10 protein-coding genes are annotated in these 11,679 nt (G+C 39.1%); 9 read left to right on the top strand and 1 reads right to left on the bottom strand.

Annotated features, from left to right (window positions below; all coding sequences use genetic code 11):
* The first annotated feature begins 103 nt into the window (after positions 1–103).
* The 6 genes from ACIQ7N_RS02365 to ACIQ7N_RS02340 all read left to right on the top strand — a co-directional run bounded on the left by ACIQ7N_RS02365 (position 104) and on the right by ACIQ7N_RS02340 (position 8,293).
* On the top strand, positions 104–1,447 hold the full coding sequence (locus ACIQ7N_RS02365) for a dihydrolipoamide acetyltransferase family protein (protein WP_402930227.1): 1,344 nt from the start codon (positions 104–106) through the stop codon (positions 1,445–1,447).
* Positions 1,448–1,567: 120 nt separating this feature from the next.
* A complete protein-coding gene (locus ACIQ7N_RS02360; protein ID WP_402930043.1) occupies positions 1,568–3,271 on the top strand; it encodes a methylmalonyl-CoA mutase family protein in 1,704 nt (567 codons plus the stop codon).
* The gene (gene scpA, locus ACIQ7N_RS02355) at positions 3,268–5,421 is read left to right on the top strand and encodes a methylmalonyl-CoA mutase (protein ID WP_402930041.1); all 2,154 of its coding nucleotides are present in this window, start codon (positions 3,268–3,270) and stop codon (positions 5,419–5,421) included. Before ACIQ7N_RS02360 ends, scpA begins: the two co-directional genes overlap by 4 nt.
* Positions 5,421–6,512, top strand: coding sequence for a methylmalonyl Co-A mutase-associated GTPase MeaB (gene meaB, locus ACIQ7N_RS02350; protein ID WP_402930039.1), 1,092 nt, complete (start codon positions 5,421–5,423; stop codon positions 6,510–6,512). The genes scpA and meaB overlap by 1 nt, the downstream gene beginning before the upstream one ends.
* A gap of 135 nt (positions 6,513–6,647) precedes the next feature.
* Positions 6,648–7,088, top strand: a complete 441-nt coding sequence (locus tag ACIQ7N_RS02345) for a BrxA/BrxB family bacilliredoxin (RefSeq protein WP_053483738.1) — start codon at positions 6,648–6,650, stop codon at positions 7,086–7,088.
* Positions 7,089–7,315: 227 nt separating this feature from the next.
* Positions 7,316–8,293, top strand: a complete 978-nt coding sequence (locus ACIQ7N_RS02340) for an aromatic acid exporter family protein (RefSeq protein ID WP_132356630.1) — start codon at positions 7,316–7,318, stop codon at positions 8,291–8,293.
* 20 nt (positions 8,294–8,313) lie between these two features.
* Here ACIQ7N_RS02340 and prli42 read toward each other — a convergent pair whose 3' ends face one another.
* The gene (gene prli42, locus ACIQ7N_RS02335) at positions 8,314–8,409 is read right to left on the bottom strand and encodes a stressosome-associated protein Prli42 (RefSeq protein WP_156304613.1); all 96 of its coding nucleotides are present in this window, start codon (positions 8,407–8,409) and stop codon (positions 8,314–8,316) included.
* Positions 8,410–8,534: 125 nt separating this feature from the next.
* On the opposite strand from prli42, the gene mce reads away from it, so the two are divergent.
* The 3 genes from mce (at position 8,535) to ACIQ7N_RS02320 (ending at position 11,601) form a co-directional block, all read left to right on the top strand.
* Positions 8,535–8,948: a methylmalonyl-CoA epimerase gene (gene mce, locus ACIQ7N_RS02330; RefSeq protein WP_132356629.1), complete on the top strand. Its 414-nt coding sequence runs from the start codon at positions 8,535–8,537 to the stop codon at positions 8,946–8,948.
* A 5-nt stretch (positions 8,949–8,953) separates the two neighbouring features.
* A complete protein-coding gene (locus ACIQ7N_RS02325) occupies positions 8,954–10,501 on the top strand; it encodes an acyl-CoA carboxylase subunit beta (RefSeq protein ID WP_248716369.1) in 1,548 nt (515 codons plus the stop codon).
* A 140-nt stretch (positions 10,502–10,641) separates the two neighbouring features.
* Complete coding sequence (locus ACIQ7N_RS02320) at positions 10,642–11,601, top strand: hypothetical protein (protein ID WP_402930036.1); 960 nt, start codon at positions 10,642–10,644, stop codon at positions 11,599–11,601.
* Positions 11,602–11,679 lie beyond the last annotated feature (78 nt).

The raw sequence follows: 11,679 nt of genomic DNA, 5'->3' as shown, positions 1-11,679 counted from the left end.
GGAAATCAACCCCCACTTTATGGTGATGAGTATTTTATAAATATGATAGTAATTTGATAGATCCAATTACACCTAGGCATAATATTGATGGGAGGAATAGATGATGGCTATTCAAAATATTACAATGCCACAGCTCGGCGAAAGTGTAACAGAAGGTACGATTGAAAAATGGCTTGTTAAGCCAGGTGATACGGTAAAAAAATATGATCCATTAGCAGAAGTTGTAACAGATAAAGTAAATGCAGAAATCCCGTCTTCTTTTGAAGGAGTCATTACAGAGCTACTTGTAGAGGAAGGGCAAACGTTACCAGTAGGTGCAGTCGTTTGTTCCATTGAAATAGCAGGTGACAGTGAGTTACCTCCTCCTCCTCCTCCGAAAAAATCAGCGGTCAGTACGGCAATTTTAAATGCAGGTGTACAAAAGAAACAGGAGACGCAACAGCCAACTACAGCTACAAAAGCATCGCAAAAAACAGTTCGACAGGATAAAGTGCGTTATTCACCAGCTGTTCTCCGACTTGCAAAAGAGTATGAAATTGCCCTTGATAAAATCACAGGTACTGGTGAAGGGGGACGTATAACAAGAAAAGACTTAATGCAACTGATTGAGGCAGGAAATGTGCCAACTTCTCTAGTGGAAACACCTTCTGCAATCGATTCGGCCGTACCACAGTCAGTACCTGTTGTAGCACCAACATCACAGGAGAATACGAAACTAGCCACATCTGTACAACCAATTCAAGTAGGCGATATTGAAATTCCGGTCACAAAAGTACGCCGTGCGATCGCCAATAATATGGTACGGAGCGTTCATGAAGTGCCACATGCATGGATGATGATGGAAGTAGATGTTACGGATTTAGTAGCATATCGTGATAACATCAAGACAGAGTTTAAACAAAAAGAAGGCTTTAATATTACGTATTTTGCTTTCTTCGTAAAAGCAGTTGCTCAAGCTCTAAAGGAATTCCCAATGATGAATTCCATGTGGGCAGAAGATAAAATTATCCAAAAACATGACATAAATATTTCCATTGCAGTCGCAACAGATGATGCATTATTCGTTCCTGTTATAAAACACGCTGATGAAAAATCAATTAAAGGTATTGCTAAAGAAATTAATGAGCTCGCAGTGAAAGTTCGTGCAGGAAAACTGACGATGGATGATATACAAGGTGGTACATTTACGGTTAATAATACAGGTGCATTCGGCTCTGTACAGTCGATGGGCATCATTAAATATCCACAAGCGGCTATTTTGCAAGTGGAAAGTATTGTAAAAAAACCGGTAGTTTTACCTGGTGGAATGTTCGCTGCACGAGATATTGTGAATTTATGTTTATCTTTAGATCATCGCGTTCTTGATGGACTTGTCTGTGGTAAATTCCTAAGTAGAGTAAAAGAAATACTCGAAAATACAAATAAATCTTCAACGTCAGTCTACTGATGACTTCTCGGAAACCTGTTATATAACGGTTTCCGATTTTTTTTTGCTTTCCGAGTCGCAATTTGTCATGTAGAATAACAAATAGAAACTACTAAGGGGGGAAGCTGATTAAGCGTCCGCATGTCAAACAACATGAAAAATATTGAATTTGAAAAGCCGTCCTATTCAGAATGGCAAGATGCAGCAATCAAGGCTTTAAAAGGGAAACCATTCGAGTCTCTTTTAACGAAAACGAGTGAAGGTATTACATTAGAACCTCTTTATACCCAAGAAAGTTTAGTAGCAAAACTTGGTGAAGAACTTGATAAACAAGTTGCTACAATCCGTTCCCTACAAAATAATGAAGCATTTCAAGTGGCACAGCAAATATATGCTGATACTAGTGAAGCATTTTTTGCACAGCTGGATGATAGCTTAGCTCGAGGCAATGAAGTAGTAACAATTGATAGCCGTGTAAATTTCGAATGGACTGAAGAAGTATTGGTACAATTAGGGACTTATTTCTCAGAATATTCGTTTAAAATTGCGGTTGAAAATTCAAATGATCCATTATTAGCAGTGTTCGACAAAATAGCAGTTAATCAGCGAGAAACTGTCAAAGGTTTCATCGTATCTAAAAATCCTATCTCTTTAAATAATTTCCCGAGCGTGCGCTCAATCGGTGCGGATACGACGGTTTATCATAATGAAGGCGCAAATGCTGTGCAAGAATTAGCCTATGCACTTGCATTAGCCGCAAAATACGCAAAACAAGAAGAAAGCTTTGAAGCGTTCGCGAAGAAATTTTATGTATCTTTTGCAGTCGATACACAGTTCTTTACAGAGATTGCAAAACTCCGTGCTTTTAAAGTACTTTGGAAAGCGTTCTCATCCGCTTATGGAGTATCTAAAAGCGTAAAAGTTCCAACTATTGCTGAAACATCATTAAGAAGCTTCTCTAAGCTGGATGTTTATGTAAACTTATTACGTTCAGCGAATGAAGCTCTTTCTGGCTTAATTGGCGGTGCGGATGTCTTTACAGTTCACCCTCATGATGCATTAACGAAGCCAACCGATCAATCGGTTCGTATTGCACGAAATGTATCGTTAATCTTAAAAGAAGAAACAAATGTTTTAAAAGTTATAGACCCAGCTGGTGGTTCTTACTTTATTGAGTCATTAACAGCAGATTTTGTGAAGGAAGCTTGGGCATTATTCCTAGAAATTGAAGCAGCTGGAGGTATTGACGCTTACACTGCATCAGGAAAGCTTACGGAGGAACTAGAAAAATCCTATGAAGCTCGTATCAAAGCGGTACAAACGCGTAAGCAATCATTAATAGGTACAAATATTTATGCTAATCCAGCAGATGTACTTGAAAGCGAAACAAACCCAGTGTTTGCAGAAATTAAGCGAATTGCTATACCTTTTGAGCAATTACGTGCGGTAATGACTACGGCAAATGTGAAAACGGGAATCTTATCATTAGGTACACTTAAAAGTTCAAAACCACGTGCTGATTTCGTGTCAGGTTTCTTAAACACTGTAGGGCTAGTACCAGAAAAAAGCGAACCAGTTGCTACAGCTGAAGAAGCATTAGCTTGGTTAAACGCTACAGAAGCAACATATGTAGTAATTGCAGGTAATGATGACGATACAAAAGAATTAGTACCAGCAATTTTAGCGGGCAAACCAGCTAACGTAATTGTTGACGTTGCCGGTAAATTTAAAGACGAAGAAGAAGCTTGGTTAGCAAATGGCTTAAACGGCTTTATTTTCGCAGGACAGAACATCATCGAAAAATTAAATTCAGTGTTCGCTAGCATGAAGGAGGTCCAACGATGAGCAAGCCAAATTTTAGTGCAGTTGAAATCGAAAAAGTTTTAGCAGTCGAAGCGCCTCAAGCGTCAGAAGAAAAATTTATGACTAATGAAGGTATCGAGATTAAAGATGTATACACAAAAGAAGATATTAAAGAGGCAAAACATTTAAACGATGTAGCGGGTATAGCGCCAAATACACGCGGTCCATACCCTACTATGTATGTTGCTCGTCCTTGGACTGTTCGCCAATATGCTGGTTTCTCAACAGCTGAAGAATCAAATGCATTCTACAAACGTAATCTAGCGATGGGTCAAAAAGGTCTTTCTGTTGCCTTTGACTTAGCAACTCACCGTGGCTATGACTCAGATCATCCTCGTGTAACAGGGGATGTTGGTAAAGCTGGTGTTGCGATTGACTCTGTAGAAGATATGAAGATTTTATTTGATCAAATTCCTTTGGATCAAATGTCAGTTTCTATGACAATGAATGGTGCTGTATTACCAATTCTTGCATTCTATATCGTTGCTGCTGAAGAGCAAGGCGTTACACCAGACCAATTAGCGGGTACCATTCAAAACGATATTTTAAAAGAATACATGGTTCGTAACACATATATTTATCCACCAGCAATGTCTATGAAAATTATTGCAGATATTTTTGAATATACAGCGAAATTTATGCCGAAATTTAACTCAATTTCCATCTCTGGTTACCATATTCAAGAAGCGGGCGCAACAAATGACATCGAACTTGCTTATACACTAGCAGATGGTCTTGAATATGTTCGTACTGGGCTAAAAGCTGGAATCGATATTGATGCCTTTGCTCCTCGTCTATCATTCTTCTGGGCAATTGGTATGAATTATTATATGGAAGTTGCAAAAATGCGTGCTGCGCGCCGAATTTGGGCACAAATGATGTCAACGTTTAATCCGAAAAACCCTAAGACATTAGCACTTCGTACACACTCACAAACATCTGGTTGGTCTTTAACAGAGCAAGATCCATTTAATAATGTTGCACGTACACTATTCGAAGCGAATGCGTCTTCAATGGGGCATACGCAATCTCTTCACACAAATGCACTTGATGAAGCGATTGCTCTACCAACTGATTTCTCTGCACGTATTGCACGTAATACCCAGCTGTTCCTACAAGAAGAAACGGCAATGACAAAAGTTATTGATCCTTGGGGCGGTTCATACTATGTGGAAAAATTAACAGACGAAATTACAAAATCTGCATGGGCATTAATTGAAGAAATCGAAGAACTAGGCGGTATGGCAAAAGCAATAGAAACAGGTCTTCCAAAAATGAAAGTCGAAGAGGCTGCAGCAAAACGTCAAGCGAAAATCGACTCTAAAACAGAAACAATCGTAGGTGTAAATAAATATCGTCTAGAGAAAGAAGAACCGATCGACATTCTCGACATTGATAATACATTAGTTCGTCAAAAGCAAATTGAACGTTTAGAAGCAATGAAGGCAGCTCGTGATGAAGCAGAAGTACAAAAGCATCTAGCTCGATTAACGAAAGCCGCGCAAGATGGTGAAGAAAACTTATTAGCGATAGCTGTAGATGCAGCCCGTGCTCGTGCTTCTTTAGGTGAAATTTCTGATGCAATCGAAGTTGTTTCGGGTCGCCATAAAGCAGTTATTCGTTCAATCTCTGGCGTTTACTCTGCAAACTTCTCAGATGAGGAGCAAATTGCTGAAATGAAACAAATGACAGAGGAGTTCCTTGAAAACGAAGGTCGTCGCCCACGTATTTTAGTGGCGAAAATGGGACAAGATGGACATGACCGTGGTGCGAAGGTTGTGGCAACAGGGTATGCTGACTTAGGCTTTGATGTAGATATTTCACCACTATTTATGACACCTGCAGAAGCAGCTCAAATGGCTGTGGAAAATGATGTTCATGTCATTGGTGTATCATCATTAGCAGCTGGTCATAAAACGCTTGTTCCTGAATTAGTAGCAGAGTTAGAAAAACTGGGCCGCGAAGATATCATTATTATTGTTGGAGGTGTTATTCCAGCACAAGATTATGAATTCCTTTATGAAGCTGGCGCAGTAGCGATATTTGGCCCTGGTACAGTTATTCCTGTATCGGCACAAAAGATTATTGAAGAGATTTATAAACGTTTAGGCTATGAGGAAGTGTCTGAATAATGGACAAAAACAAAGGAATGCCTGAAAGTGCGCTATTTGTTATAGACGGAGTAGAGGCAACTCACGACGGGATGCAATATGGTACACCGAAAAAATTCCGTAAGAAAAAAGCAGACAATTTAAACATTCAGGAGCTTGCACAAGAAGTGCGTGCAAGCTCTCGTACACACTTGTCAAAAGCTATTACGCTCATAGAAAGTTCAAATGCTACACATAAAGTGCAAGCACAAGAACTTCTTCAAGAGCTTCTACCACATACAGGAAACAGTGTCCGTATTGGGATCACAGGCGTTCCTGGTGCCGGAAAGAGTTCGTTTATTGAGGCTTTCGGAACGATGCTTTGTGAGATGGGGAAAAAAGTGGCAGTTCTTGCGATTGATCCAAGCTCTTCTTTATCAGGAGGAAGTATATTAGGTGATAAGACTCGAATGGAGGAGCTCGTGAAAAAGCCTAATGCATTTGTTCGTCCCTCTCCATCGGCTGGTACCCTAGGGGGTGTTCATAAGAAGACACGTGAAACGATGCTTGTTTGTGAAGCGGCTGGCTACGATGTCATTTTAATAGAAACAGTCGGTGTTGGACAAAGTGAAACGTATGTCCGGGGTATGGTTGATTTCTTCTTGCTGTTAGTTTTAACAGGTGCCGGGGACGAGCTACAAGGCATGAAAAAGGGCATTATGGAATTAGCGGATGCCATTGTTGTTCATAAGGCTGATGGTGATAATGTTCGTCTTGCTAAAAAAACGGTATCTGAGTATAAGCAAATTTTACATTTCTTACAGCCGGCAACCCCAGGATGGATGTCCACAGCAATGCCGGTAAGCTCATGGGAAAAACGTGGTCTCGACAATGTCTGGCGTACAATAGGGGAGTTCAGACAAATTGTTGAGGCAAATAATTACTGGTCAATTAGACGCCAAAATCAGACGAAAGATTGGTTCCAATCGATGATTACCGACCATTTAATCGATATGTTTTATGGTAATCCAGAACGTAAAGCACAGGTACAACTTTTAGAACGTCAAATTTTAAATGGACAGTTGACAGTCACACAAGGTGTAGATCGTTTGTTTAGCGACGAACAATCATAGAAATAATATTACCTTTGTTATGAGCAACTAGGTGCACAAATTCGTCACTAACTGCTATGATAGGAGATGTATATGCGCCAATATCTAAAGCTATTAGTTTAAGATGACGCGAACTTGAAAGGAGCTTATCGCTATATGAATATGGATTACGATTTATTTATGCAAGAAATTTTAAAAACAGCACGTGCAGAAATTGAGGGTGCTGGTTATGAGCAGCTTCGCACGCCAGAAGCTGTTGAAGAGGCGTTTGCTCGTCCAGGTACAACTTTAGTCATGGTAAACTCAGTATGTGGCTGTGCAGGAGGTATCGCACGTCCAGCAGCAGCACAATGCGTACATTACGATAAACGTCCAGACCATCTTGTAACGGTATTTGCTGGTCAAGATAAAGAAGCAACTGCAGCTGCTCGTTATCACTTCGGTGAAGATCATTTACCATCTTCTCCATCATTTGTGTTATTAAAGGATGGACAAGTAGTAGCAGAAGTTGGACGCTATGAAATTGAGGGACATGACCCAATGTCAGTAGTAACAAACTTACAAGCAAACTTTGAGGAATATTGCGACGAACTTTAATTTTAATCAATTAAAGAAAAGCTATTCATTTAGCAGAAAACTCCGCAGGCTATAAAATGTCTGCGGAGTGTTACTACTAAAAAATTCTCCGAATTAGCATCGCTTTCTCCACGGATTTCAGTAGAATTGCATTTAGAATTTTTGTAATATTGGCTAAATGATTAGCTTATAGTTTTCTTTAAATTGAATAAAATAAGTAGAGTACTAAAAGATAGGAGGCAGTCGACTTGAAGAAGTTTTCAATCGGCTATCGTACATTAAAAACGGCCTTTGGTGCAGCAATCGCTATTGCCATTGCCCAATACTTTGAATTAGCTTCTTATGCATCTGCTGGTATTCTAACAATATTATGTGTACAGCCAACGAAGAAAAAATCTCTTCATGCTGCTTATACACGATTCGTCGCAAGTATTATCGGTATGCTTTATGCATTTTTGAGCTTTGAGCTATTTTCCTATCATCCGCTTACATTAGCAGGTATGCTGATCGTTTTCATACCAACAATTGTATCATTGAAGGTTGCAGATGGTTTTGTTTCTAGTGCAGTAATTATCATGCATATTTATGCAGCCAAAAGCTTTTCATTGGCACTAGTTTCTAATGAATTCGCATTAATGGCAATTGGATATGGTACGGGAATAGCTATAAATATGTATATGCCAGACATTCAAAAGGAATTAAATTACTATAGAGTTAAAATTGAGGAGCTTTATAGTAAGATTTTTTTAGAAATTGCCAACTATTTAAGAGAAGGCGATACATTGTGGAATGGGCAGGAAATTATTGACGCCATTAAAGTGTTAAATAGTGCAAAATCCCTAGCGTTTAAAGATGTTGAAAATCATTTTACGAGACGTGAAAATGACTACTACGTATATTTTGATATGCGTGAACAGCAGCTAGAAATTATCGATAGGGTTCTTCCGAAAATAACGGCACTTCCTGTTATAGTACAAGAGGCAGTAATCGTCGCTGACTTTTTAAAAGACCTCGGTGAGCATGTTCATTCAGGAAATACGGCTAGTCATTTTAGGGAGAAGTTAGAGCAGGTAAAGTTAGATTTCGCCCAATTACCTTTGCCGAAAAATCATGAGCAATTTTTAGCACAAGCGGCTCTCTATCAATTTATTGAGGAAATGGATCGCTATTTAGAAATTAAGCAGTCTTTTAAGGGTTTAAAGGTAAAGAAAGAGCGCCCGCAGTAATGCGGACGCCTAGCTTTCCATTACACTAGCATTGATAAGCCGAATGCTAGAGATGAAATTACCATGATTGCTATCATCGTATAAACGACAATTTTTTGAAATTTTTTATTACTCATATGCTCGTTCGCTCCTTCTTTTCTTATAAATAGTTTAGCAAATCTGAAAAATTTCTCAAGTAGTAGAGTTTTGACGAAAAAGTCTGTAAAATAGATTATGTACCATAACAGAAGGAGATGTCACCATGGAGAGAGTAGATCATATTGGGATTGCAGTCCGCGATCTTAATGAACGCATTACATATTATACAGAAACTTTAGGCCTAAAGCTGCTGAAAGTGGAAGAAGTAGAATCTCAACAGGTTCGTGTTGCATTCATTGATGCGGGTAATGTAAAAATTGAGTTATTAGAACCGATGAGTGAAAAAAGTACTATTCACGGATACATCGAAAAACGTGGAGAAGGTATCCATCATGTAGCTTTCGGTGTAACAGGTATTCGTGAGCGAATGGCTGAGCTTCGTGAAAAAGGCGTCCGTCTTTTATCTGAAGAGCCAGGACCAGGTGCTGGTGGTGCAGAAGTTGCTTTCATGCATCCGAAATCATCTTTCGGTGTGTTATATGAATTATGCGATAAAAGTGGAAAAGGGGATAAGTGATCAGTATGGATATGTTCGACAAAATTAATGACTTGTATGACCGTAAGACAGTAATTGAACTTGGTGGCGGCTATGAGCGCATCGAGAAGCAACATGATAAAGGCAAATTAACTGCTCGTGAGCGTATTGAATTATTACTAGACGAAGGTACATTTTTCGAGATCAACCCATTCATTACACACCGTACAGTAGACTTTGGCATGGACAAGATGGAAGGTCCTGGTGATGGTGTAGTAACTGGTTTCGGTAAAATTAATGGACGTCCAGTATACTTATTCTCTCAAGATTTCACAGTATTTGGTGGAGCACTTGGTGAAATGCACGCAAAAAAAATGGCAACAGTGATGGATTTAGCTGCAAAAAATGGTACACCATTTATCGGTATTAATGATTCAGGTGGCGCTCGTATTCAAGAGGGTGTACTTTCACTTGATGGTTATGGTCATATTTTCTATCGTAATGCAATCTACTCTGGGGTAATTCCTCAAATCTCAGTTATCATGGGACCATGTGCTGGTGGGGCGGTATATTCTCCAGCAATTACAGACTTCATTCTAATGGTTGATAAGACATCTCAAATGTTTATTACAGGACCGAAAGTTATTGAAACAGTAACAGGTGAAAAAATCTCTGCTGAAGATTTAGGTGGTTCAAAAGTAAACAACGCTGTAAGTGGTAATGCACACTTCCGCGCACCATCTGAAGAAGAAGCTATTGATCAAATTAAGAAGCTATTAAGCTACTTACCACAAAATAATAAAGAAAAAGCTCCTCGTCAGGCACGTCCAGAGGGTGATGACTATCGTCCGGAAATCGTGGATACTGTACCGATCGAAACAACTCGTCCTTATGATGTACGGAAAGTAGTCGAGCAAATAGTGGACGAAGGCTCATTTATGGAAGTTCATGCAGAATTTGCGAAAAACGTTGTAGTTGGTTTTGCGCGTATTGCTGGTGAATCAGTTGGTCTTGTGTGTAACCAACCTAAAGTATTAGCTGGTGGGTTAGATATTGACTCTTCAGACAAGGCTGCTCGTTTTATTCGTACTTGTGATGCTTATAATATACCAATTATCACATTTGAAGACGTTTCTGGTTTCTTCCCAGGCGTTAAACAAGAGCATGGCGGTATCATTCGTCACGGAGCGAAAATCCTTTATGCATACTCAGAAGCAACTGTACCAAAAATTACAGTGATTCTGCGTAAAGCATATGGTGGTGCGTACGTTGCCCTTAACTCTAAATCAATTGGGGCAGACTTAGTATTTGCTTGGCCTAACGCAGAAATTGCTGTTATGGGTGCGGCAGGTGCAGCTAACATTATCTTCGCGCGTGAAATTGCAAAATCGGAAGATCCAGAAGCAACACGTGCAGCGAAAATTGAAGAATATAAAGAAAAATTCGCAAACCCATACGTGGCAGCATCTCGCGGTATGGTAGACGATGTTATCGACCCACGTGATACACGTATTAAGCTAATTCAAGGGCTAGATATGTTATCGAACAAACATGAAACACGTCCAGAGAAAAAGCACGGAAACATTCCTCTATAAAAATTGTACTAGCCTAGTATCCTTTGGGATTTCTAGGCTTTCTTTTTACGAACATTTGATAATAAAAGATTTATTGAAATAACAGATAATTGAAACATTTCCTGTTTTCATTCGTACATATATAAGAGGAGTTGAGATGGATGGAATGGAAAAAATTACAAAAAGAGCAAGAAATGATTCATGCACAATTAAGAACTGCTAGTAGGTTAAGTGAACAAAAGGATTTAATTGAAAGGCAAATCGAGCGTGCACAACAGGAAATTTACAAACATTCTAAAGCACTCAATCAAATTCGTTTGAAACTCGATAAGTTAGAAGGTTTTTCTTTTATGAATATGATTCGTACGTGGGCAGGGCAACAAGATGAGCTACGTGCAGAAAAAATTGATGAAGCAGCTATTCTTGAATTGAAAATAAATGAAGCAAAGAAGATGGAACTTGATTTGACAGATGATTTACGGCACATAAACACTAAACTTACTCAAATTAACGAACAAGAGTTGCATGAAGTTTTAAAGCAATTAAATGCTAAAAAGAAAGGCTATTTACAAATACATGAGCCTGAACAGGCAAAAAGGCTTGAACAATTAGCGCACGAAGAAATGTTAACGAAACAACTTATTTTAGAGATAGGGGAAGCGGAAGAAGCTGGTGAAGCAGCGCTTACTAAGCTTGGACAAGCTGCAGAGTCCTTGCATTCTGCAAGTGGTTACTCGGCATGGGATACGTTTTTTGGTGGGGGTCTCATTGCTACACATTTAAAGCATGATGCACTTGATGAGTCCGAAAATTATCTTCATAATGCTCAAATTGCATTACAGCGCTTCCAAAACGAACTACTGGATGTACAAGATATGTCAACGAAATCGTTAGCAGTTGAAACAGATGGATTTGTAAAATTTGCGGACTATTTCTTTGATGATATTTTTTCAGCTTGGTCTGTCCATTCTAAAATATCTACCGCAAGAGAGCAGGTTTCTCGTGTACAAGATGATGTCCATAATACGATCTTGCGTCTACAGGATAAACATAATAAGGCAGATGGCTATTTGCAGTCCCTACATAAAGAAACAGAAGCGATTTTTCAAAGTAATCTGTGAAAAGACTCTCCCTTTAACGGTAAATTAGTAATAACATAAAAAGCAGAAAAAAACGCTCAATACTCTGAGCGTTTTTTT

It is taken from the genome of Lysinibacillus sp. NPDC095746 (genome assembly GCF_044763535.1).
Taxonomy (GTDB): domain Bacteria; phylum Bacillota; class Bacilli; order Bacillales_A; family Planococcaceae; genus Lysinibacillus.
Note: the sequence above shows the minus strand (reverse complement) of the source record. Positions and strands in the feature narration are given on the sequence as shown.

Coding starts and splice junctions, on each gene's coding strand:
- ACIQ7N_RS02325 (WP_248716369.1), top strand. CDS start 8,954: ATGGATATGTTCGACAAAATTAATGACTTGTATGACCGTAAGACAGTA.
- ACIQ7N_RS02360 (WP_402930043.1), top strand. CDS start 1,568: ATGTCAAACAACATGAAAAATATTGAATTTGAAAAGCCGTCCTATTCA.
- ACIQ7N_RS02320 (WP_402930036.1), top strand. CDS start 10,642: ATGGAATGGAAAAAATTACAAAAAGAGCAAGAAATGATTCATGCACAA.
- scpA (WP_402930041.1), top strand. CDS start 3,268: ATGAGCAAGCCAAATTTTAGTGCAGTTGAAATCGAAAAAGTTTTAGCA.
- mce (WP_132356629.1), top strand. CDS start 8,535: ATGGAGAGAGTAGATCATATTGGGATTGCAGTCCGCGATCTTAATGAA.
- meaB (WP_402930039.1), top strand. CDS start 5,421: ATGGACAAAAACAAAGGAATGCCTGAAAGTGCGCTATTTGTTATAGAC.
- ACIQ7N_RS02345 (WP_053483738.1), top strand. CDS start 6,648: ATGAATATGGATTACGATTTATTTATGCAAGAAATTTTAAAAACAGCA.
- prli42 (WP_156304613.1), bottom strand. CDS start 8,409: ATGAGTAATAAAAAATTTCAAAAAATTGTCGTTTATACGATGATAGCA.
- ACIQ7N_RS02365 (WP_402930227.1), top strand. CDS start 104: ATGGCTATTCAAAATATTACAATGCCACAGCTCGGCGAAAGTGTAACA.